The 21,333-nt window shown below is 70.1% G+C and carries 18 protein-coding genes, 2 tRNA genes and 2 pseudogenes; 4 read left to right on the plus strand and 18 right to left on the minus strand.

Going from position 1 to position 21,333, the window contains the following annotated elements:
• Positions 1 to 17: 17 nt before the first annotated feature.
• Positions 18 to 1,166 (minus strand): histidine kinase, encoded by a 1,149-nt coding sequence (locus ACFYW3_RS07950; protein ID WP_351755019.1) that lies wholly within the window; start codon positions 1,164 to 1,166, stop codon positions 18 to 20.
• Positions 1,167 to 1,357: 191 nt separating this feature from the next.
• The gene (locus tag ACFYW3_RS07955) at positions 1,358 to 3,979 is read right to left on the minus strand and encodes a valine--tRNA ligase (protein WP_389385840.1); all 2,622 of its coding nucleotides are present in this window, start codon (positions 3,977 to 3,979) and stop codon (positions 1,358 to 1,360) included.
• Between the two features lie 195 nt (positions 3,980 to 4,174).
• On the opposite strand from ACFYW3_RS07955, the gene ACFYW3_RS07960 reads away from it, so the two are divergent.
• Complete coding sequence (locus ACFYW3_RS07960) at positions 4,175 to 5,155, plus strand: hypothetical protein (RefSeq protein ID WP_389385841.1); 981 nt, start codon at positions 4,175 to 4,177, stop codon at positions 5,153 to 5,155.
• Positions 5,156 to 5,388: 233 nt separating this feature from the next.
• Here the strand turns inward: ACFYW3_RS07960 and clpX are convergent, their stop codons facing one another.
• The 5 genes from clpX to ACFYW3_RS07985 form a co-directional block, all read right to left on the minus strand.
• Positions 5,389 to 6,675: an ATP-dependent Clp protease ATP-binding subunit ClpX gene (gene clpX / locus ACFYW3_RS07965; RefSeq protein WP_351755010.1), complete on the minus strand. Its 1,287-nt coding sequence runs from the start codon at positions 6,673 to 6,675 to the stop codon at positions 5,389 to 5,391.
• 154 nt (positions 6,676 to 6,829) lie between these two features.
• The gene (locus tag ACFYW3_RS07970) at positions 6,830 to 7,504 is read right to left on the minus strand and encodes an ATP-dependent Clp protease proteolytic subunit (protein ID WP_351755007.1); all 675 of its coding nucleotides are present in this window, start codon (positions 7,502 to 7,504) and stop codon (positions 6,830 to 6,832) included.
• A gap of 53 nt (positions 7,505 to 7,557) precedes the next feature.
• The gene (locus tag ACFYW3_RS07975) at positions 7,558 to 8,175 is read right to left on the minus strand and encodes an ATP-dependent Clp protease proteolytic subunit (protein WP_053674923.1); all 618 of its coding nucleotides are present in this window, start codon (positions 8,173 to 8,175) and stop codon (positions 7,558 to 7,560) included.
• Between the two features lie 297 nt (positions 8,176 to 8,472).
• A complete protein-coding gene (tig, locus tag ACFYW3_RS07980; RefSeq protein WP_389385842.1) occupies positions 8,473 to 9,870 on the minus strand; it encodes a trigger factor in 1,398 nt (465 codons plus the stop codon).
• 163 nt (positions 9,871 to 10,033) lie between these two features.
• A tRNA-Pro gene (locus tag ACFYW3_RS07985) sits at positions 10,034 to 10,110 on the minus strand.
• Between the two features lie 189 nt (positions 10,111 to 10,299).
• Between ACFYW3_RS07985 and ACFYW3_RS07990 the strand changes: the two genes are divergently transcribed.
• Positions 10,300 to 10,370 (plus strand) — tRNA-Gly (locus ACFYW3_RS07990).
• 133 nt (positions 10,371 to 10,503) lie between these two features.
• Here the strand turns inward: ACFYW3_RS07990 and ACFYW3_RS07995 are convergent.
• From ACFYW3_RS07995 to ACFYW3_RS08010, 4 genes and pseudogenes are all read right to left on the minus strand, one after another.
• On the minus strand, positions 10,504 to 10,878 hold the full coding sequence (locus ACFYW3_RS07995; protein WP_351755001.1) for a tyrosine-type recombinase/integrase: 375 nt from the start codon (positions 10,876 to 10,878) through the stop codon (positions 10,504 to 10,506).
• Between the two features lie 348 nt (positions 10,879 to 11,226).
• On the minus strand, positions 11,227 to 11,430 hold the full coding sequence (locus ACFYW3_RS08000; RefSeq protein WP_351754998.1) for an excisionase family DNA-binding protein: 204 nt from the start codon (positions 11,428 to 11,430) through the stop codon (positions 11,227 to 11,229).
• Positions 11,423 to 11,596: pseudogene (locus ACFYW3_RS08005) on the minus strand (replication initiation protein); the annotation flags it as partial. The pseudogene ACFYW3_RS08005 and the gene ACFYW3_RS08000, both read right to left, overlap by 8 nt.
• Positions 11,597 to 11,663: 67 nt before the next feature.
• Positions 11,664 to 11,825 (minus strand): annotated as a pseudogene (locus ACFYW3_RS08010) (transposase); the annotation flags it as partial.
• Positions 11,826 to 12,050: 225 nt separating this feature from the next.
• Here ACFYW3_RS08010 and ACFYW3_RS08015 point away from each other — a divergent pair.
• On the plus strand, positions 12,051 to 12,341 hold the full coding sequence (locus tag ACFYW3_RS08015) for a hypothetical protein (protein ID WP_351754995.1): 291 nt from the start codon (positions 12,051 to 12,053) through the stop codon (positions 12,339 to 12,341).
• A 106-nt stretch (positions 12,342 to 12,447) separates the two neighbouring features.
• On the opposite strand, the gene ACFYW3_RS08020 is transcribed toward ACFYW3_RS08015, so the two are convergent.
• Complete coding sequence (locus ACFYW3_RS08020; RefSeq protein ID WP_351754992.1) at positions 12,448 to 12,714, minus strand: DUF6959 family protein; 267 nt, start codon at positions 12,712 to 12,714, stop codon at positions 12,448 to 12,450.
• A gap of 669 nt (positions 12,715 to 13,383) precedes the next feature.
• Between ACFYW3_RS08020 and ACFYW3_RS08025 the strand changes: the two genes are divergently transcribed.
• On the plus strand, positions 13,384 to 14,355 hold the full coding sequence (locus tag ACFYW3_RS08025) for an HNH endonuclease (protein ID WP_389385843.1): 972 nt from the start codon (positions 13,384 to 13,386) through the stop codon (positions 14,353 to 14,355).
• 88 nt (positions 14,356 to 14,443) lie between these two features.
• Here the strand turns inward: ACFYW3_RS08025 and ACFYW3_RS08030 are convergent, their stop codons facing one another.
• From ACFYW3_RS08030 to ACFYW3_RS08055, 6 genes are all read right to left on the minus strand, one after another.
• Complete coding sequence (locus ACFYW3_RS08030) at positions 14,444 to 14,638, minus strand: hypothetical protein (protein WP_053674919.1); 195 nt, start codon at positions 14,636 to 14,638, stop codon at positions 14,444 to 14,446.
• 166 nt (positions 14,639 to 14,804) lie between these two features.
• A complete protein-coding gene (locus tag ACFYW3_RS08035) occupies positions 14,805 to 15,260 on the minus strand; it encodes an HD domain-containing protein (RefSeq protein WP_389385844.1) in 456 nt (151 codons plus the stop codon).
• Positions 15,257 to 16,648 carry a pyridoxal phosphate-dependent decarboxylase family protein gene (locus ACFYW3_RS08040; protein ID WP_389385845.1) on the minus strand — a complete coding sequence of 464 codons (1,392 nt, stop codon included), beginning with the start codon at positions 16,646 to 16,648 and terminating at the stop codon, positions 15,257 to 15,259. The genes ACFYW3_RS08035 and ACFYW3_RS08040 overlap by 4 nt, the downstream gene beginning before the upstream one ends.
• A gap of 86 nt (positions 16,649 to 16,734) precedes the next feature.
• Positions 16,735 to 19,101: an FtsX-like permease family protein gene (locus ACFYW3_RS08045; RefSeq protein WP_389385846.1), complete on the minus strand. Its 2,367-nt coding sequence runs from the start codon at positions 19,099 to 19,101 to the stop codon at positions 16,735 to 16,737.
• A complete protein-coding gene (locus tag ACFYW3_RS08050) occupies positions 19,101 to 20,024 on the minus strand; it encodes an ABC transporter ATP-binding protein (RefSeq protein ID WP_389385847.1) in 924 nt (307 codons plus the stop codon). The genes ACFYW3_RS08045 and ACFYW3_RS08050 overlap by 1 nt, the downstream gene beginning before the upstream one ends.
• A 126-nt stretch (positions 20,025 to 20,150) precedes the next feature.
• Positions 20,151 to 21,266: a PP2C family protein-serine/threonine phosphatase gene (locus ACFYW3_RS08055; RefSeq protein WP_385642367.1), complete on the minus strand. Its 1,116-nt coding sequence runs from the start codon at positions 21,264 to 21,266 to the stop codon at positions 20,151 to 20,153.
• Positions 21,267 to 21,333 lie beyond the last annotated feature (67 nt).

Consider the following 21,333-nt stretch of genomic DNA (forward strand, 5'->3'; position numbering starts at 1 on the left):
GACCCGTGAGGGACGGCTCAGCCGCGTGGCAGCGTGGCGATCACCACGTACGACTCGTCGGTCCGCTTCGCCTTCAGGGTTCCGCCCAGGCTGCGCACGCGTTCGGACATGCTCGCCGTGCCCGAGCCCGCCGAGACGGGGGCGCGGGTCGGGGTGCGCTCGGGGAGGCTGTTGATGACGGCGATCCGCAGGTGCGGGCCCGCGGCCTCGATCGACACGTCGATGGTCTCGCCCCGGGCGTGCTTGGCCGCGTTGGTGAGGCATTCCTGCACCACCCGGTAGACCGCCGCCTGACGCAGCGGCGACACCTCGTGCACCTCGGGATCCATCACCAGGCGAACGGGTGACCCGGCCCGGCCGCTCTCCTGCGCCAGCGCTGCCAGGCCGTCGACGCCGGGGGTCGCGGACGGCCCGCCGCGCTGCACGATGATCTCGTTCAGCACCAGGTGTGCCCGGCGCGCGGTGTCGGCCAGCTCCTCGAAGTCCTTCGCGTACGCCGTCTCGCGCGCCCGCGTCGACAGGACCTCGGACCGCACGGTCAGCAGGGTCAGCTCCCGCCCGACGAAGTCGTGCACGTCCCGGGCGACGGAGGTGCGCTCCTGCTGGACGGCCTGCAGGACGGCCGACTCGGCCCGCCGGACGTCCAGCTCGCGCACCAGGTCGTGCCGGTACGCGGCGATCCCCACGGCCGAGGCGAGCACCCCGATCGGCACGACCAGGCTGAGGAAGGCGCTGAGGCTCTGCGCCCGCGGCTCGGGCCATCCCGGAACGCTGAACACAGCGAGCGCGAACGCCACGTACCCGAGGGTGGCCAGGATTCCGGCCCGCCGGCCCCGGTAGCGGCCGACCGAGTACAGGGCGAACTGGATCAGCGTCAGCTCGTGCAGCCATCCGACGAACAGGAGCGCGGTGAGGTACGCGAGCCAGGGCATGCGGCGCCGTACCAGCAGGCTCGCGCAGCCGGCGGTGAGGACGGCGGCGGCCATCCAGCCGTTGAGCGAGTTGTCGGCGGCGGCCAGGCCCGGCAGGTCCAGTGCCATCAGTGCGAGGCAGCTCAGGGCGGTCAGGACGTCCATGGCCCGGGGGGACCCGGCCCAGCCCTCGCCGAGGCGGCGGCCGGTGGCCGCGGCTTGGCGGAGCGCCGAGACGACGGGCTTGGCGTGCATGTCCCCCATCATCCGTGGTGAGCGGCCCCGATCGAATGAGGTGACGGGGCATAAGAAGTGATTTGCGGCACTCGGGATGATTTCCGGCAGGGCCGGCCGGCCCCACCGAGGCGGCGGGGGGCCGAGTACGGCGAAGGCCCCCACGCCGCTCGACGGTGTGGGGGCCTTCGCCCGTGCCCTGCCGACGGCCGCTACGCGGGCGGCAGCGTCTCCAACTGGGCCTTGATCCGGGTGATGTCCGACTCGGCCTTGGCGAGCCGGCCCTTGATCTTGTCCACGACGTTGTCGGGAGCCTTGGCCAGGAAGGCCTCGTTGCCGAGCTTGCCCTCCGCCTGCTGCTTCTCCTTCTCCGCGGCGGCCAGGTCCTTCGACAGCCGCTTGCGCTCGGCGGCCACGTCGATGGTGCCCGACAGGTCGAGCGCGACGGTGGCGCCGGCGACCGGCAGGGTCGCGGTGGCGCTGAAGTCCTCGCCCTCCGGCTGGAGGCGCAGCAACTGCCGGATCGCACCCTCGTGCGCGGCCAGCGCGGTACCGGCCAGGTCCAGTCGGGCCGGGACCTTCTGGCCCGGCTGGAGACCCTGGTCGGCGCGGAAGCGACGGACCTCGGTGACGACGGCCTGGAGGTTCTCGATCTCCCGCTCGGCGGCCTCGTCGCGGAAGCCGCTGTCCTTGGGCCAGTCGGCGACGACGAGGGACTCGCCGCCGGTGAGCGTGGTCCACAGGGTCTCGGTGACGAAGGGGACCACCGGGTGCAGCAGGCGCAGCGTCACGTCGAGGACCTCGCCGAGGACGCGGCCGGAGACCTTGGCGCCCTCGCCGCCCGCGAAGAACGTCGTCTTCGACAGCTCGACGTACCAGTCGAAGACCTCGTCCCACGCGAAGTGGTAGAGCGCCTCGCTGAGCTTCGAGAACTGGAAGTCCTCGTAGTACCCGTCCACCTGCTCGACGGTCTTGTTCAGCCGCGACAGGATCCAGCGGTCGGTCGCCGACATCTGCTCGGGGGCCGGCAGCTCGCCCTCGACGGTGGCGCCGTTCATCAGGGCGAAGCGGGTCGCGTTCCAGATCTTGTTGGCGAAGTTCCGGGACGCCTGGACCCAGTCCTCGCCGATCGGGACGTCGGTGCCGGGGTTGGCGCCCTTGGCGAGGGTGAACCGGACGGCGTCGGAACCGTACTTGTCCATCCAGTCCAGCGGGTCGACGACGTTGCCGAAGGACTTCGACATCTTCTTGCCGCGCTCGTCACGGACCAGGCCGGTCAGCGCGATCGTCTTGAAGGGGACCTCGCCGTCCATGGCGTACAAACCGAACATCATCATCCGGGCGACCCAGAAGAAGATGATGTCGTGGCCGGTGACCAGGACGTCGGTGGAGTAGAACTTCTCCAGGTCCGGGGTCTTCTCCGGCCAGCCGAGCGTGGAGAACGGCCACAGGCCGGAGGAGAACCACGTGTCGAGGACGTCGGTGTCCTGCGTCCAGCCCTCGCCGGTCGGGATCTCGTCGTCCGGTCCGACGCAGACGATCTCACCCTCCGGGCCGTACCAGATCGGGATCCGGTGGCCCCACCACAGCTGGCGCGAGATGCACCAGTCGTTGAGGTTGTCGACCCAGTCGAAGTAGCGCTTCTCCATCTCGCGCGGGTGGATGGTGACCCGGCCGTCGCGGACCGCGTCGCCGGCCGCCGTGGCGAGCGGCTTGACGCCGACCCACCACTGGAGCGACAGGCGCGGCTCGACGGTGGTGCTGCAGCGGGAGCAGTGCCCGACGGAGTGCTGGTACGGACGCTTCTCGGCGACGATCCGACCCTGCTCGCGCAGTGCGCCGACGACGGCCGAACGGGCCTCGAAGCGGTCCAGGCCCTGGAAGGGGCCGTGGACGGTGATGACGCCGCGCTCGTCCATGATCGTCATGGACTCGAGGTCGTGGCGCTGACCGATCGCGAAGTCGTTCGGGTCGTGCGCGGGCGTCACCTTGACGGCGCCGGTGCCGAACTCCGGGTCGACGTGCGTGTCCGCGACGATCGGGATGGTCCGGTCGGTCAGCGGAAGCTTGATCCGGGTGCCGACGAGGTGCTTGTACCGCTCGTCGTCGGGGTGGACGGCCACGGCGGTGTCACCGAGCATCGTCTCGGCGCGGGTCGTCGCGACGACGAGGCTGTCCTCGCCCTCGCCGTAACGGATCGAGACCAGCTCGCCCGCGTCGTCCTGGTACTCCACCTCGATGTCGGAGATGGCGGTCAGACAACGGGGGCACCAGTTGATGATGCGCTCGGCGCGGTAGATCAGACCGTCGTCGTAGAGCTTCTTGAAGATGGTCTGGACGGCCTTGGACAGGCCCTCGTCCATGGTGAAGCGCTCACGCGACCAGTCGACGCCGTCGCCGAGGCGACGCATCTGGCCGAGGATCTTGCCGCCGTACTCTTCCTTCCACTGCCAGACGCGCTCGATGAACTCCTCGCGGCCCAGGTCGTGGCGGGACTTGCCCTCCTCGGCGAGCTGCTGCTCGACCTTGTTCTGGGTGGCGATGCCGGCGTGGTCCATGCCCGGCAGCCACAGCGCCTCGTAACCCTGCATCCGCTTGCGGCGGGTGAGGGCGTCCATCAGCGTGTGCTGGAAGGCGTGTCCCAGGTGGAGCGAGCCGGTGACGTTCGGCGGCGGGATGACGATGGTGTACGGCGGCTTCTCGCTCGCCGGATCGGCGGTGAAGTAACCGCGCTCGACCCAGCGCTCGTAGAGCTCTCCCTCTACCTCGGCCGGCGCGTACTGGGTCGGCAGTTCGGAGGTGGGGGCGCTGGGTGTCTGCGTGTTCTCGGTCACGGGGCACAGGATACGGGCGGTGCCGCCCCGGCCACGAATCCATTCCGCCTCCCGGGCCCGCTCCCGGCCGACCTCGCGGTTCGGGGCCGCGTCGGCGTCGTGGTTCCGTAACGCCTGGGGCCCCGGCGGCCGGAACCCGGCGTCCTTCCGTCAGGATGAGAGGAACATAAGAAGTTCCTAAAGGGGGACGCGGTCATGAGTTACAACCAGCCGGGACCGTACGGCGGCGGGCAGCCGCAGCAGCCCGGGCCCTACGGAGGTCCGCCTCCGCAGCAGCCGAACCCGTACGGCCAGCCGGCCCCGCAGCCCGGCTACGGCTACCCCCAGCAGCCGCCCCCGCCGGGCGCCCCCCAGGGGTACCCGCAGCAGCCCGGTTACCCCCAGCAGCCCCCGCAGCAGCAGGGATACGGCTACCCGCAGCAGCCGGGGATCCCGCCCCAGCAGCCGCCGTACGGCGGGATGCCGCCGCAGCAGCCGCCGAAGAAGTCGAAGACCGGCGTGATCGTCCTGTCGGTCGTGCTGGTGGCGGCCATCGCGGGCGGCGCGTGGTACTTCCTGGGCAGCGGCGGCGCGGGCTCGGTGTCGGACGACACCAAGGGCTTCAAGATCGTCCCGCCCCAGTCGGTGAACGAGTTCACGAAGCCCCCGAATAAGAGCTCGACGGACAAGACCTTCGACCCGGACGACAAGAAGGAAGCCGAGGGGATCGGCATCAAGAACCCCCAGCAGGCCTCCCAGGACTACCAGTCGGGCGATCCCAAGACCAACCCCCTCACTGCCAAGATCCTCAGCTTCTCCGGCATCTACGGTGAGATCGAAGACCCCGCCAAGACTCTTGACGCGTCCTTCAACCTGATGAAGGCCAGCGCCGAGAAGGAGGACAAGAAGAACGAGATCACCTTCGTCGGCGAGGCGACGACGAAGAAGCCGGCCGGCTTCAAGGGCGCGCTCATGAAGTGCCAGGAGGCGAAGTTCAAGCCCAAGACGGCCTCCACCAATCCGCTGGCCCCGAAGGAGTTCTCGATGTCCATGTGCATCTGGACCGACTACAGCACCATGGGCATGATCATGCCCATCGACCTGGGCGCGGCGGTGACCAACAAGAACGGCTTCACCCTCGACCAGACCGCGGAGTACGCCGGGAAGCTGTACAACACGGCACGCGTCAAGGGGTGATCCGAGCGGGCGGGACATAACCCCCGCCCGCACCGCTTCACCATTCAGCACCGAAGGGGCGCCCCGGCCTGGGGCGCCCCTTCGGCACTTGCGGCGAGCACTCGATCCCGGCAGGCGTCAAGGCCGTCGAACCGATCACGCCGCACCGGTCACCCGAGGCCTGGACACGACGTGAAGAAGGGGGCGCCCCGGCCGACCGGCCGGGGCGCCCCCTTCACACAACCGCGTTGCCGTTACGCCGACTTCTCGTGCGGGCCCTGGTCCTTCGGGACGATCCGCGGGACCAGCGTCGGGTTGACGTTGGAGCGGACCACGTCCGCGGTGATGACCACGCGGGCCACGTCCTTGCGGGACGGAACCTCGTACATCACCGACATCAGGACCTCTTCCATGATGGCGCGCAGGCCTCGCGCGCCCGTCTGGCGGAGGATGGCCTGGTCCGCGATGGCCTCCAGCGCCTCGCGCTCGAAGTCCAGTTCCACACCGTCGAGTTCGAACAGCCGCTGGTACTGCTTGACCAGGGCGTTGCGCGGCTCGATCAGGATCTGGAGCAGAGCCTCGCGGTCCAGGTTGTGCACGGAGGTCAGCACGGGCAGACGGCCGATGAACTCGGGGATCATCCCGAACTTCACCAGGTCCTCCGGCATGACCTCCTGGAACTGGTTGCTCGCCTCGATCTCGCGCTTGGAGCGGATCGTCGCCGCGAAGCCGATCCCCTTGGCGCCCGCGCGCGACTCGATGATCTTCTCCAGGCCGGAGAACGCGCCGCCCACGATGAAGAGGACGTTCGTCGTGTCGATCTGGATGAACTCCTGGTGCGGGTGCTTGCGCCCGCCCTGCGGGGGAACCGAGGCCGTCGTGCCTTCCAGGATCTTCAGCAGGGCCTGCTGAACGCCCTCGCCGCTGACGTCGCGCGTGATCGACGGGTTCTCGCTCTTGCGGGCGACCTTGTCGATCTCGTCGATGTAGATGATGCCGGTCTCGGCCTTCTTGACGTCGTAGTCAGCGGCCTGGATCAGCTTCAGCAGGATGTTCTCGACGTCCTCGCCGACATAGCCGGCCTCCGTCAGCGCCGTCGCGTCGGCGATGGCGAACGGGACGTTGAGCATGCGCGCGAGCGTCTGCGCCAGCAGGGTCTTGCCGGAGCCCGTCGGACCCAGCAGCAGGATGTTGGACTTCGCGAGCTCGATCGCGTCGTCCCGGCCCTGCGCGCCGCCGTTCTCGCCGGCCTGGACCCGCTTGTAGTGGTTGTACACCGCTACCGAGAGCGCCTTCTTCGCCGGCTCCTGGCCGACGACGTAGCTCTCCAGGAACTCGTAGATCTCACGAGGCTTGGGGAGTTCCTCCCACCGGACCTCGGAGGTCTCGGCGAGCTCCTCCTCGATGATCTCGTTGCAGAGGTCGATGCACTCGTCGCAGATGTACACACCGGGTCCTGCGATGAGCTTCTTCACCTGCTTCTGGCTCTTTCCGCAGAACGAGCACTTGAGCAGGTCGCCGCCGTCACCGATGCGTGCCACGAGGTGCTTCCCCTTCGCCTGGGAGCCGCCTGGTTCAGCGACTCCTGGTGCCTCATATCCGACGGTACCTTGCCGGGGGCCCCGTGCGGGGCCCCCTTGACGTGGTTCACATCGCCGAATCCGGCGACGGACCCACGTCAACTGGCGGCAAGGATCAGGCCGCGTTCATCTTCCGAGTGGACACGACCTGGTCGACCAGGCCGTACGCGAGCGCGTCCTCGGCAGTGAGGATCTTGTCGCGCTCGATGTCGTCGCGGATCTTCTCGATGGGCGTCGTCGAGTGCTTGGCCAGCATGTTCTCCAGCTGGTCGCGCATGCGCAGGATCTCGTTGGCCGCGATCTCCAGGTCGGAGAGCTGCTCACGGCCGGTGCCGCCGGACGGCTGGTGGATCAGCACGCGGGCGTTCGGCAGGGCGAGACGCTTGCCGGGGCTGCCGGCGGCGAGCAGGACGGCGGCGGCGGAGGCCGCCTGGCCCATGCAGACCGTCGAGATGTCCGGCTTCACGAACTGCATCGTGTCGTAGATCGCCGTCAGCGCGGTGAACGAGCCGCCGGGGCTGTTGATGTAGATCGAGATGTCGCGGTCCGGGTCCATCGACTCCAGGCACAGCAGCTGCGCCATGACGTCGTTGGCGGAGGCGTCGTCGATCTGCACGCCGAGGAAGATGATGCGCTCCTCGAAGAGCTTCGCGTACGGGTCGTACTCGCGCACGCCCTGCGAGGTGCGCTCGACGAAGCGCGGGATGACGTAGCGGTTGTCCACCTGAGCGCCGGTGTAAAGGCCGCTCGCGGGAGAGAGGTTGTTCATGTGCATCTGGGTGTTCACCATCCTGGTGGCGTTCTGCGGGCTGTCGACTGGGGACTGACGGTGCTTGCCGGGAATCAGGCCCCGGTGCCGCCGCCGCCCGGAACGTTGGACGCGGCCGAGATGATCTCGTCGATGAGGCCGTACTCCTTGGCCTCCTCGGAGGTGAACCAGCGGTCGCGGTCACCGTCGCGGATGATCGCCTCGACAGTCTGGCCCGAGTGGAACGCCGTGATCTCGGCCATGCGCTGCTTGGTGCGCAGCAGGTACTGGGCCTGGATCTTGATGTCGGACGCGGTGCCACCGATGCCGGCGGAACCCTGGTGCATCAGGATGTCCGTGTTCGGCAGGGCGAAGCGCTTGCCCTTGGCGCCGCCGGTCAGCAGGAACTGGCCCATGGAGGCCGCCATGCCCATGCCGATGGTGACGACGTCGTTGGGGATGTACTGCATGGTGTCGTAGACCGCCATGCCGGCCGTCACCGAGCCGCCGGGGCTGTTGATGTACAGGAAGATGTCCTTCTCCGGCTCGGCGGCCAGGAGCAGGAGCTGCGCCGTGATCTTGTTCGCGATGTCGTCGTCTACCTGCTGGCCGAGGAAGATGATGCGCTCGCCGAGCAGCCGGTTGTAGACATGGTCGCCGAGGCCGCCACCGATGGACGGCTCACCCGCGGCGTAAGGCTTCAGATTCGTCACGTATCCACCTGCTCGTCTCCGACGGCCACATGCCGTCTCAGCGTCTCGTTCTGGGGCGCGGACCAACCGGTACGGACGACGTCCGCCGGCTTCGGGTACTCCCGTGCCCTCGTATTCATGGACCCTAACGCGCAGGTGGGACAACGCCATCCCGCTTCCCGAACTGTTCGCTCGGAGCGCAAGGTCAGAGCCGTCGCCGGCAAGCGCAGAAGGGCCCGCACGCTGCTGCGTCCGGGCCCTTCGGGGCATGTTTCAAGCCATGCGGGGCGGGCTCCGCGCGAGGCGTCGCCCGAGGTGTTACTTGGCCTCGTCGGCCTTGGCCTCGTCGGCGTCCGCGTCGGCCTCGACGACCTCGGCGACCTCGGCGGCGGCCTCGTCCTCGTCCTCGTCGGACAGGTCGACGACCTCACCGTTGGTGTCGGTGACCTTGGCCTTCTCGACGACGACCGCGAGGGCCTTGCCGCGAGCGACCTCGCCGACCAGCATCGGAACCTGGCCACCCTCGACGACCGCCTGGGCGAACTGGTCGGGGGACATGCCGGAGGACTGCGCGCGGCGCATGAGGTGCTCGGTGAGCTCCTCCTGGGTCACGCCCAGCTTCTCCTTGTTGACCAGGGCGTCCAGCAGGAACTGGGTCTTGATGCCCTTGACGGCCTGCTCGCCGGTCTCGGCCTCGAACTCCTCGACCGTCTTGCCCTGGAGCTCCAGGAACTTCTCGATGGTCAGACCCATCTGGCCGAGCTGGTGGTGCTCCAGGTTGTGCTTGCGGGTCTGGACCTCGTCCGCGAGCAGCTTCTCGGGAACGGGGATCTCCGCGAGCTCCAGGAACTTCTCCAGGACGCGCTCCTGGGCCTGGGTGGCCTGGTCGTACTGCTTCTGGCTCTCCAGGCGGGTACGGCTGTCCGCCTTGAGCTCGTCGAGGGTGTCGAACTCGCTCGCCATCTGCGCGAACTCGTCGTCCAGCTCCGGCAGCTCACGGGCGGAGACCTTGGTGACCTTGACGGTGACCTCGGCGTCCTTGCCCTCGGCGGAGCCGCCCTTCAGCTGGGAGGTGAAGGTGGCCTCGCCACCGGCCTCCAGGCCCTTGACGGCCTCGTCGATGCCTTCGAGAAGCTCGCCCGAGCCGATGGTGTAGGAGACGTCCTGGGCGACGCCGTCCTCGAGGACCTCGCCGTCGACCTTCGCCTCAAGGTCGAGGGTGACGACGTCGCCGTCCTCGGCCGCGCGCTCGACGTCCTTGGTGGACGCGAAGCGACCGCGCAGCTGCTCGACGGCCTTCTCGACCTCTTCGTCGGAGACGTCGATGGCGTCGACCTCGACCTCGATGCCCGCGTAGTCCGGGATCTCGATCTCGGGGCGGACGTCCACCTCGGCGGTGAAGGACAGCAGCTCGCCGTCCTTCAGCTCCTTGATGTCGACCTCGGGCTGGCCCAGCGGGTTCAGGTCGGCCTCGTTGACCGCCTCGGTGTAGAACTTCGGGAGGGCGTCGTTGACGGCCTCCTCCAGCACCGCACCGCGGCCGAAGCGCTGGTCGATGACGCGGGCCGGGATCTTGCCCTTGCGGAAGCCCTTCACCGTGACCTGCTGGTTGATCTTCTTGTAGGCCGCGTCGAGGCTGTCCTTGAGCTCCTCGAAGGGCACCTCAACAGTGAGCCGAACCCGAGTCGGGTTCAGGGTCTCCACGGCGCTCTTCACGGTTCGGTCTCCTTGTGGCTGACTGCTGGGGGTTCTGCCGTCACGCTGTGATTCAGCGGTTCAGCGGATTCGGCCCGGCATCAGACACACGGGCACGCAGCTTGCATAGTAACCGCAAGCGGCAATCAGCCCACAACGCGATCATCGTGCGGATAAGGCTGGCTGGTCGGGGTGGCCGGATTCGAACCGACGACCTTCCGCTCCCAAAGCGGACGCGCTACCAAGCTGCGCCACACCCCGTCGGTGCGACACGTAGGGTACATGCCCGGAGACCCTCCGACGCGCGCGTTTCCCACAGAGGCGTGCGCGCGTGGGGCGGCGGACCGACACCGGGCACGACGCCACCCCGGAAAGCGGTGTGCGATCCCCCGCCGCGACCCGCTAGGATGCTGTCCGTGCCGCGGTCCCCGGACCTGCGTCGCACGTCTTGCGGGTGTAGCTCAATGGTAGAGCCCTAGTCTTCCAAACTAGCTACGCGGGTTCGATTCCCGTCACCCGCTCTCAACGGCTCAGGGCCAGGTCAGAGGATGTTTCCTCGACCTGGCCCCGATGCGTTTCCGGGGCGGCGATCAGCTCTCCGTGTCCCCTGCGTGCCCCTTCCGCCGTGGATCTTCCCGCGTGCCCCGCACGTCCTTACTTCTTGTTCTTGTTGTTCCTGCGGCTCTTGTTCACAAGCCCGCTCAACGCGTCGGCGATCAGCCGGTCCCGATCGGCACTGGCGTGTTGGTAGATGAGTGCGGCGCGGGCGGTGCTGTGGCCCATACGCGTCATCAGCTCCCGCGTGCTGGCACCCGTCGACGCGGCGAGCGTGTTGCCCGTGTGCCGAAGGTCATGGAAGTGCAGCCCCTTGATGCCCGCCTCACCACACGCCTTGTGCCACAGCCGGTTGAAGTGGTTCCGGCGCGGGGTCGCCCCCTTGACCCCGATGAAAACGCGGCCGTCGGCGCCGGCCTCGGCGTACCGCTTGTGGTGGGGCCGGTGCCCGCGGTGAGCTTGTCGGCACGCCAACTGCGCACGAGAGGTGGAGAGACCTCCTCCAGGTTGACGGCGCCGAGGGCCGGCTCCAGGTGGTGCTTGAGGAGTAAGGAGTCGAGCTGTCTCGTCGTGCTGGTCAGCTCGCGCTCTTTGATCCATACGACGGCGTACGGTCCGAAGGCGACCTTCCCGGCGTCCGGGTCGTGCCAGTCCCCCTTACGCATCTCGGTCTGCTTGTCGCGAGCCAGTCGTCCGCGTCCTTCTTCGTACGGAACGTCTCGGGTGCGGGACGGAGCTCCCCGTCCGGACCGAGGTACCGAGCCTGGTACCGACCGGAGGGCAACTTGCGGACCCGGCCGAACTGGCGGCGCTTTCCGGCCATCAGGCAGCCACCCCCAGACGGCGACGGCGCGGCTCGACGGTGTTCGCCGTGATGAACGCCTGAACGGCGCTCTCGGGGATGCGTACGTACCGGCCGACCTTCACATAGGTGATCCGCCGCTCCTCGACGAGGCGTCGGGGGAATCGCACGGTGGTTCCGAGCAGTTCGGCGACCTGAACGACGCTGAGGAAACGCTCATTCATGCTGCTCTCCCTGCAGGGCTTCGCGGGCGGTCTGGCGATTCAGCTGGATGCCGCGGGCGATGGTGTCGGCTAGTACCGACTCCCGCGGGCTGTGTCCGTGGCCGGCGTACTGCCAGGAGGCGAGGACGAGCACGGTGTCCGGCTCGTTGTCGTCCAGGCCGCGGGCTTCGCGTTTGCTGGTTTGGTGTCGGCCGGTCCACACCAAACCAGCAGGCCAGCATGTCGTGAGTAGCACCGCGGCGAAAGTGGACCAGTGTGGCCAGGAGCCGATCGACAAAGACCAGCTGATGCTTTGCCCCGGCGCCCACGGCCCGCTTGCGTGGCCTGGACTCCAGTCTCGCCCGATGCCGTTCATGCCATAACGGACCAACCTCGGCGACGAGTTCGGCGATCACCTCGGCCGACAACCCTGTGATCCGCCGATCGCTGATGATCGCTGCACGAGACCGTTCCCCACCACACGAACATGATCAGGTATCAAGATCCAGCGTCTCACTGCCAACCATGCACGAGCTCGTCAGCCCAAGCTGGGTAGGCGCGTCCAAGGCCACGACCTGCTGAAACGTGTGAGACGCACGGGGCCTCCGGAGCCGTGTGCGCTGGGCGGCATGATGGTCGCCATGACCTCTGAATCCCGCAGCGCCCCCGTTGAGAGCACCCAAGTCACGGCCGTCACCGATGGTGTCGCGCAAGTCTTCACGTGGGAGGCGGACGCGCGGATTGAGGTGCGGGGCTTGGGGGGAGAAGTCGTGATTGAGGCGAATGCCGCAGGACTCAGGACGCTTGCAGGACATCTGCTTGTACTTGCCGGGGAGGGTGTTCCCGATGGGAGCCACCTGCACCTCGAAGACAGCAACGGACTGGAGGACGGGTCCCTCGGGTTGGTCCTGGAGCGCTGCGACGACGAGTGAGAGCGGCCGGCCGGCCATCACCGACGGCGGATGTACACCTATTGGCTCTCCGCAGCCTCGAAGCGGCCAGTGTGGCCATCGCTGACGGTCTGGTTGGAGCTGCAGATCAGAAGGGGCGGGAGATCCCGTGGGCCTCCAGCGCATCGGTATAGCGCTTCAGCTTCTCCCCCAGATCGGCATGGATGAGGCCCGCCACGTACTTGGCCTCTTCCAGGTCACCCGCCGTACACAACTCGATCAGCTCGGCCACATCCCCTTGCAGGATGCTGAGGGTGTCCCCTTGGATCAGGACACCAGGAAAGTTGCGGCCCTGGAGGCGCACCACGGCGTCGTTCCCGCCGTAGGTGAACAGCTCAGCCTCTACTCGTTCCACCGGAGCCCCCATCTCAGTTCCGTCCTGTTCAGTGCGGTTCACGGGCGCTCAGGGCTGGACGGCAACCGAACCCAGCTGAGATGCCGCCGGGGCATGAACACAGGTGGATAGCCTCGTACACGAGGCCATGGAACAGCAACTAGCTTGGAAAGCCGCAGCGCACACAACGAAGCCCCCAGTGCTCGTCTGGAGGCTTCCTGCCGTTGGGGTGGAGGTGGCGCTAGCTCACGACCGTCGGCGGACGAGGTACGACGTCGCGTTCTCCACGAGCGGATGCTGCCGATGTCACTAGGCGATGGCCGCGGCTGATTGCTACGCGGACTGTGTCTGGCAGTGCTGTGGTCAGGTCTGCCGCCAGGACGCGGATTTCGTCCGGGTCAGCTTCCTTCCGAACTAGCTACGCGGGTTCGATTCCCGTCACCCGCTCAGAAGAACGAAGGGCCAGGTCAGAGGAGATTTCCTCGACCTGGCCCTTCGTCGTTCCCTGGGTCGGTGTGCTCCGGGACGCGTCGTCTCCGGCCCGGCCGGTTCGAGGACGTCGAGCGGTCCCGGCGGCGTGGGCGCGGGGGCCTGCCGCTTCCGCGTCTGCGGGCGGCTCTGCGTGTCACGGGGGTGTACGTCCTGCCCCACGTCAACTCCGGTGTCGGTGCGTACTTCTATCCTCGCCGGATGAACAGGGTGGAGAACGCGGCGGCGGTCATCGGGGGCAGGGCCTGGTCGTTCCTGGTCGCCGGCGACGAACGGCAGTTCCAGGGAAACGACGGCTACGAGGACGTCGTGGAGGAGTCCTACGGCTACGACTCGACGGTCGGGAACCACCAGCAGGTGGCGGAGGGCGATCTGGTCGTGGTGCGCAACGGCCGTGAGGCTCTGGGCATCGGCTACATCGAGGAACTGGAAGTGTTCCCCGATCGTCCGAAGGACCGCAGGCGGTGTCCGGTCTGCAGGAGCACGAGCTTCAAGGAGCGGACGAGGGAACTTCCGCGCTACAAGTGCAGCCCGTGCCAGACCGCCTTCGATCACCCTCGGGTGGAGTCGATCCGGGTGACGGAGTACCGGGCTCACTACGGGGGAACCTGGCAGCCGCTTGAGGGATGTCTGGGGAAGGCACAGTTGTCGGAGTTGAGCCTGAGCAATTCCGCTCAGCAGTCGATCAGGGCGATGGACCGCGCGAGGACCATGGCGGCAGTCGTGTCCCGGGGGGTCCGGCTCCCCGATCGTGAGGGGCGACGGCATCGTCCCTTCGTGCTGCCGGGAGGTCACACGCGGGCGGACGTGGCCGTGCGGCGGGGCCAGGACGCCTTCCGGCGGGCCCTGATCCGCCGGTACGGCCTGATCTGCGCGATGACCGGTCCCGCGCCCGCGGAGGTACTGGAGGCCGCGCACTTGCGTCCCTTCTCGGAGACCGCACGGCACCGTGTCGAGGAAGGGCTGTTGCTGCGTTCGGACATCCACCGGCTCTTCGACAGTGGCTTGTTGGCCATTCGCCCCGATGACCTGGTGATACACGTCGCGCCCAGCCTGGCCGGCTATCACTCCTATCCCGATCTGAACGGGTTGCCCCTGCGGGTGCCCGAGGGAGTCGGGCTCGACCGCGACGTGATCGGCTCCCACTATTCCGCGACGATCGCCACCTGGTGACGGGCTGAAGCGTCGGGGCGGGGGGTGTGACGAACGAGCGGGGCGCACCGTGGTGCGGCCGGCTCGTTCGGTTCCCGCTGCCCGGGGTTCAGAGTTTGATGCCGGCGATCGTGTCCGCCAGGGAGTTGAGGAAGCGGTTGACGTCCGGGGCGATGGAGCTGGACGCCAGGAAGAAGCCGAAGAGGACCGCGATGATCGCGGGGCCGGCCTTGATGTGCTTGCCGCGGATCAGGATCACCAGGATGATCGCCAACAGAACCACCACTGACAGCGAAATGGCCACTTCTGATCACACCTTCGGTCGTCCCCTGGTCGGCCTGGGGCCCATGCCCCCACACGCACCATCCTCCCACCAACGGGGCCTGACTATCCGTCGCGTGGGGAATGGGCATGGTGACTTTGCCGTCAATGGGATGTGAGGGTCGCGTGCTTCGGGCGTGGCGCGGGGGTCACGGCGTGGTGAGGCCGAGGAGGGAGCGCACGTGCGCGTACTTGGCTGACAGGCGGTCGCGGGTGGGGGTGTCGAGTACGGACAGGCGTACCGGGTCGGCGTTGTGCGCCAGGTCGGCTTCCTTGATCAGGAGGGCGCCCGGGGTGGCGAGGATGCGGGCCGTGTACCCCTCGACCGGTTCGCCCGGGACCTTGGTGAGGGCGAGGACCATGTCCTTGACGGGGGTGGGCAGAGCGGCCGATTCGAGCCAGTCCGGGGTGAGGGCGTCGTCCTCGATCGCGTCGTGGAGCCAGGCCGCCGCCTGTTGTTCGGCGGTGCCTCCGCGCAGGCGGACGCCTTCGGCGACGGCCGCGAGGTGTTCGGCGTAGGGGCGACCGGCCTTGTCGGTCTGTCCCTCGTGTGCCGCGCGGGCGAGGGCCTCGACCTCGATGAGGGTGAGTGCGCGATCGGTCATGTGAGCTCCCTTGCCGCTGTGCGGAGAGCCTGTGCGGCTCGGCGTACGTCCGCCTGCGTGGTACGCCAGTTGGAGAACGCGGCGCGCAGGGCGGGGGTTCCCGCGTAGACGGTGGGGGTGAGGAAGACCTCCGTCTGGACGGCTTCGCGCAGGGCGGTCAGGCGGGCCGCGGTGGGGGCCTCGGCGAGGGTGAGGCAGACGACGTTGAGGCGGACCGGGGCCAGGACGCGGAAGGCGGGGTCCTCGGCGAGTTCCGCGGCCAGGGAGCGGGCGCAGGCGATGTCGCGTTCGACGATCTCCCGGTGGCCCTCGCTGCCGTACGCGCGAAGCGTGAACCAGGCGGCGAGGGCGCGCAGTCGGTGGGAGTTCTCCGGGGTGAGGTGGACCAGGTCGGGGTGTTCGCCGAGCGGTCCGAGGTAGGCGGCGGCGTTCTGGAAGACGCGGGCCTGGAGGTCGCGGCGGCGGGTGAACTGGACGGCGCTGTCGTAGGGGACGTTGAGCCACTTGTGCAGGTCGACGCAGACCGAGTCCGAGGCGTCGAGCCCGTCGACGAGGTGGGCGTGTTCCGGGGAGAGCGCGGCGAAGGCGCCGAAGGCCGCGTCGGTGTGGAGCCAGAAGTCGTGGCGTTCGCGCAGGGCGGCGATGGCGCGGAGGTCGTCGAAGTCGACGGTGTTGACGGTGCCGGCGTTGGCGACGACGACGGCCGGGCCGGGGGTGTCCGCGAGGGCCCGGTCCAGGGCGGCGGGGTCGACGGCTTCCCGGCCGGGGAGGGTGGGGACGGGCACCAGGGCGTTGCGGCCGAGGCCGAGGACGGAGAGGGCCTTGGCGATGGAGGAGTGCGGGGCGCCGGAGAGGACGCGGACGGGGCCGAGCGCTGCCGCGCCGTCCTCGGAGACGGAGATCCCGCGCCGTTCGCCGAGCCATTCGCGGGCGAGGGCGAGGCCGGTGGTGTTGGACATCGTGGCGCCGCTGAGGAAGGTGCCGGTGTGGGCGTCGGAGAGGCCGAAGAGGTCGCGGAGCCAGGAGACGGTCTCGCGTTCGAGGTCTTGGCCGGCGCCGTCGAGGGCGGAGTTGGAGTTCTGGTCGTGGGCGGCGGTCAGCCAGTCGCCGGCGAGGGCGGCGGGGGTGGCGCCGCCGGTGACGAAGCCGAGGTAGCGGGGGCCGGCGGAGGCCGACAGGAGTGGCGCCCAGCGGTGTTGGAAGGCGTCCAGGGCGGCTGCGGCGCCGGCCCCGTGGACGGGGAGGGGTTCGGGGCGCGGGCCCGTCGTGGGGCGCGGGGGTACGACGGGACGCGCGTCCAGGCCGGCGAGGGCCTCGACGGCGGCCCGGCGGGTGGCGTCGAGGAGGTCCGGGAGGCGGGCGAGGTCGGCGGCGAGCGTGTGGTGCATGGGGGCACGGTAGGTCTTCGCGGGGCTGCGGGGGCGGGCCAATCGGGTGGGATTGGCCCGCCCCCCTGAGCCCCCCGGACCGCGGTTCAGGTCGTCGGCGACGGGCGGCGGGTGAGGAGGCGGCCGGGGAGGGCCGTGGAGATGAGGCCCAGGAGCAGTGCGGACGCCGCGAAGGACGCGTAGACCAGGGGTGGGACGTACGGGCCCTCACCGGTGACGGCCTTGGTCAGCGGGATCAGGGTGGCCAGGGCGATGGCGGAGCCGAGGGCGATGCCCGCGCCGGTGATCAGCAGGGCCTCCCAGCGGAGCATGCGCAGGACCTGCCGGCGGGTGGAGCCGACGAGGCGCAGCATGCGCAGTTCGCGGCGGCGGTCGAGGACGGTCATCACGAGGGTGTTGGCGGCGGCGACGGCCGCGAAGCCGCCGAGTACGGCCGCCATGGTGTTGTTGGCCCAGGCGTTGAGGGCGCGGTCGAGGTCCTGGGCGGCGGTCCACCGGGAGGCGGGGATCGCCGGGCCGGCGTCGGCCGGTACGGGGCCTCGGACGAGGAGTTCGGTGGGGCGGCCGGAGGTGGTGTGCCCGGCGAGGTCCGCGGCGGGGAGGGTGACCTCCGCGAATCCGAGGCCTCGGGAGTAGACGGCGGTGATCTCGGGGCGGCTCGGGGTGCCGTCGGGGAGCCGCAGGTCGATGCGGTCGCCCACCGAGGCGTGCGCGGAGTCGGCGAGGGTGCGGTCGACGGCGACGGTGCCGGGACGCAGGCGGGCGAGGGAGCCGGAGCGTACGCCCAGGTCCTGGACGGGGGTCGGGTCGCCGGAGACGCCCTGGGCGGTGGCGGACTGGAGCCACCGGTCGGCGCCGGAGCCCATCACGGCGAGGACGGAGGTCCGGGTGACGGCGATGCCTCCGTCGGTGGAGCGCGGGTCGGTGACGACGTGGTCGGCGAGCAGCCCGGCCTCTTGTTGTTGGCGGGTGGCCCGGTCCTGGCTGGTGTGCAGGAAGACGAGGGTCGAGGAGAAGGCCATGGCGAGCACGATGGGGGTGATCGCGGAGGCGAGTCGGCGGGCGTTGGTACGGGAGTTGGCGGCGGCCAGGCGGCCGGCGGGCCCGGTGGCGCGCAGCGGGAGGCCGAACACGGCCGCGCAGGCGCGGGCGACGAGCGGGCCGAGCAGGGCGACGGCGAGCATGAAGAGCATGACCACGCCGAGGGAGGCGTTGGCGGCGTCCTCACCGGTGTTCCCGGCGGCCAGGCCCGCGCAGACGATCCCGCCGGCGAGGGCGGCGAGGCCGAGCGGGGTGCGGATCCAGCCGGGGCGCAGGCGTTCGACGGCGGCTGCGGCGAGGGCTTGTCCGGGCCGGATCCGGGCGGGTCGGCGGGCGGCGGCCCAGCCGGCGAGCAGGGCGGTGGCGAGGCCGATGCCGATGGCGGACAGCAGGGGGATCCAGGAGACGGACAGTTCGACGGCGTCGGGGATGGCGCCCTTCTCCTGGAGTTGCCCGAACCACCAGGAGGCCAGGGCGATGCCGGGTACGCAGCCGAGCGCGCCGGCGACGGGTGCGATGAGCAGGGCCTCGGTGGCGACGGTGCGTCGGATCTGGCGGGGGGTGGCGCCGATGGCCCGCAGCAGGGCGAACTCGCGGGAGCGTTGGCCGACGGAGAGCGCGACGGTGCCGGCGGCGGTGAAGACGGCGACGAGGGTGGCGACGCCGCCGAAGGAGCCGCCGAGGCCGGACAGCAGGGCCTTGGCGCCCTCCAGCCGCGGGTCCATGACGCGGGCGGCGCCGGTGAGGATCCGGGCGCGGTCGCCGACGGCGGCGCGGACCGCCGGGGTGTCGGCGCGCGGGTCCGCGTCGAGGAGCACGATGGCGTCGAGCGCGTCGGGGTGGCCGGACAGGGCGCGGGCCTCGGTGTCGGAGAACCAGGCTCCGGGCCGGTCGGCACGTCCGACGACGCGGAACTCGCGGGGGCCGGCGGGGGTGTCCAGGCGTATCCGGTCGGGGCCGGCCGTGCCGAGGGCGACCTCTCCGGGGCGGGTCGGGGCCCGGCCGGCGGCGAGGTGCTCGCCGGTGAAGGCGGTGGAGCCCCAGCCGGAGGCGTCGAGGGTGGCTCCGGCGTCGTCCCGTACGGGGAAGCTCACGTCGGGGACGGCCCGGCCGAGCGGGGTGAGCCGCTCCAACAGGGCGGCGTCGACGCGGGCCCGTTCGGGGACGGCGGCGGTGACCTCGTAGGTGCCCTCGCCGGCGCCGGCCCGCAGATGGACCCGCTGGTCGGCGGCGACCACGACGGGGGCCTGGGCGTAGCGGGTGGGAGGGACGCTCGCCCGCAGTCCGCTCTCCAGCAGGATTCCGCAGGCGGACACGATGGCGACGGTCAGGAGAAGGGCGATGAAGGTGCCGGCGAACGCCGCGGGGCGAAACCGCAGCGCGGCGCGGGCCAGTCCGTTCGGGATGGGCATCAGGCCGCCGCTCCCGCGAGGGCGGGGCGGGTGGCGAGGGTGCGCATCCGGGCGGCGATGGTGGTGGCGTCGGTGCGCGGCAGCCGGTCCGCGATGAGGCCGTCGGCGAGGAAGAGCACCTGGTCGGCGTGGGTGGCGGCGACGGGGTCGTGGGTGACCATGACGACGGTGGCGCCGAGGGAGTCGACGGCGGTGCGCAGCAGGTCGAGGACCTCGGCGGCGGTGGTGGCGTCGAGGGCGCCGGTGGGTTCGTCGGCGAAGATCACGTCGGGGCGGGTGACGAGGGCGCGGGCGATGGCCACGCGCTGCTGCTGGCCGCCGGAGAGTTCGGCGGGGCGTCGGTGTCCCTTGCCCTCCAGGCCGACGCGGGCGAGCAGTTCGGTGGCGTGGGCCCGGCCCTGGCGGGCGGATCCGCCGCCGGCGAGGCGCATCGGGAGCAGGACGTTCTGTTCGACGGTGAGGGAGGGCAGCAGGTTGAAGGCCTGGAAGACGAAACCGAGGCGGCTGCGGCGCAGTTCGGTCAGCTGGTTCTCGTTCATGCCGGTGATCTCGGTGCCGCCGAGGCGGACGGAGCCCTCGGTGGGCAGGTCGAGGCCGGCGGCGCACTGGAGGAAGGTGGACTTGCCGGAGCCGGAGGGGCCCATGACGGCGGTGAAACTGCCGCGCGGGAGGCTGAGGTCGATGCCGCGCAGGGCGTGCACGGCGCCCGCGCCGCGCCCGTAGCGGCGCCGTACGCCGCGCAGTTCGACGGCGGCCGGGGACGGGGTCCCGTACCGGGCGTCGGCCGGTGACGGGGTCCCGTACGGGGCGTCGGCCGGGGACGGCGTCCCGTACGCGGCATCCGTCCGGGACGGGGATCCGTACCGGGCGTCCGCCGCCGACTCCCGCTCCTCGCGCCGCCGCCTGTTCCGCAGGATCCCCATGGTGTGCCCGTTCGTCCGTGTCCGCCGATCAGGTCCTGATCGTGGTTCCGACGCTACGGAGCACGTCGGGGTGCGGACCATGGCGGAACCAGGCGGGTCGGTGGTGGGGTAAACCCCACCACCGGGTCACATGGAGCGGCGGATGAGCAGCAGGGCGCGGTCGTCGTTGACGTCCTTGGCGACCTTCTCGATGAGGTGCCAGGCGGCGCCCTCCCAGCCGGCGGCGACGTACCGGTCGGCTTCGCCGGTGAGGCGGTCGATGCCCTCGCTGATGTCGCGGTCGGCGGTCTCGACGAGGCCGTCGGTGAAGAGCATCAGGACGTCGCCGCGCCGGAGGTTGCCGCGGGCGGGCTCGAACTCGGCCCCGTCGTAGACGCCGAGGAGCGGGCCCTCGCCGGAGACCTCCCGCCAGCGGCCGGTGCCGGCGGAGAGTTGGAGGGCGGGGAGGTGGCCGGCGGACAGCAGTTCGTAGTCGCCGCTCTCCAGGTCCAGGACGAGGTGGATGGAGGTGGCGAAGCCCTCCTCCCAGTCCTGGCGCAGGAGGTAGCCGTTGGCGGCGGGCAGGAAGCCGTGGGGCGGGAGGGCGCCGAGGAGGCCGCCGAACGCGCCGGACAGCAGCAGTGCGCGGGAGCCTGCTTCCATGCCCTTGCCGGAGACGTCGGTCAGGACGATCTCCAGGGTGCGGCCGCCGTTGGTGCGGGCGGCGACGACGAAGTCGCCGGAGAAGGACTGGCCGCCGGCGGGGCGCAGGGCCATCTCGCGGTGCCAGCCGGGTGGCAGGGAGGGCAGTTTGCTCTGGACCCGGATCCGTTCGCGCAGGTCGAAGAGCATGGTGCCGCCGCGCCGCCAGGGCACTCCGACGCGGCTGCGGAACTGGGCGATGACCAGCCCGAAGAACCCGCAGGCGGCGACGACGAGCACGGTGCCCGGGGTGACCCGGGCGGGGCCCTGGGTGTACGGGCCGAGGACCAGGGCCTCGACGATCAGGGCGGCGGCGGAGGCGGCGTAGAGCGCGAGCAGGCTGGCGGGTCTCAGCAGCAGGCCGCCGGCGACGATGGGCAGGACCAGCGCGGCCGGCGAGAACCAGACGGGCATCATCAGCGTGCCGCAGGCGATCGCGGGAATGGTCAGGAGCAGGCCGCCGAAGGCGAGCCAGTCCGAGCCGTCGCCGCGGAAGTAGTCGACCGCCGATTTGCGCAGGGTGGTGCGAGCCCGGTGCCACAGCATGCGTGTCCGGGCCATGAGCGTCTCCACACGTGCTCCGGCCATTGCATCGGGACCCTATCCATCCTGGCTGTGCGTGCGCAGG

It is taken from the genome of Streptomyces sp. NPDC002602 (assembly GCF_042889445.1).
Lineage (GTDB): Bacteria > Actinomycetota > Actinomycetes > Streptomycetales > Streptomycetaceae > Streptomyces.

Bases quoted from the DNA above. Each gene is read 5' to 3' on its own strand.
- ACFYW3_RS08000 (WP_351754998.1), bottom strand. From the start codon at position 11,430: ATGAATGAGCGTTTCCTCAGCGTCGTTCAGGTCGCCGAACTGCTCGGA.
- ACFYW3_RS08040 (WP_389385845.1), bottom strand. From the start codon at position 16,648: ATGCACCACACGCTCGCCGCCGACCTCGCCCGCCTCCCGGACCTCCTC.
- ACFYW3_RS08015 (WP_351754995.1), top strand. From the start codon at position 12,051: ATGACCTCTGAATCCCGCAGCGCCCCCGTTGAGAGCACCCAAGTCACG.
- ACFYW3_RS07950 (WP_351755019.1), bottom strand. From the start codon at position 1,166: ATGCACGCCAAGCCCGTCGTCTCGGCGCTCCGCCAAGCCGCGGCCACC.
- ACFYW3_RS08035 (WP_389385844.1), bottom strand. From the start codon at position 15,260: ATGACCGATCGCGCACTCACCCTCATCGAGGTCGAGGCCCTCGCCCGC.
- ACFYW3_RS08025 (WP_389385843.1), top strand. From the start codon at position 13,384: ATGAACAGGGTGGAGAACGCGGCGGCGGTCATCGGGGGCAGGGCCTGG.
- ACFYW3_RS08055 (WP_385642367.1), bottom strand. From the start codon at position 21,266: ATGGCCCGGACACGCATGCTGTGGCACCGGGCTCGCACCACCCTGCGC.
- ACFYW3_RS08050 (WP_389385847.1), bottom strand. From the start codon at position 20,024: ATGGGGATCCTGCGGAACAGGCGGCGGCGCGAGGAGCGGGAGTCGGCG.
- ACFYW3_RS08045 (WP_389385846.1), bottom strand. From the start codon at position 19,101: ATGCCCATCCCGAACGGACTGGCCCGCGCCGCGCTGCGGTTTCGCCCC.
- ACFYW3_RS07970 (WP_351755007.1), bottom strand. From the start codon at position 7,504: ATGGTGAACACCCAGATGCACATGAACAACCTCTCTCCCGCGAGCGGC.
- ACFYW3_RS07960 (WP_389385841.1), top strand. From the start codon at position 4,175: ATGAGTTACAACCAGCCGGGACCGTACGGCGGCGGGCAGCCGCAGCAG.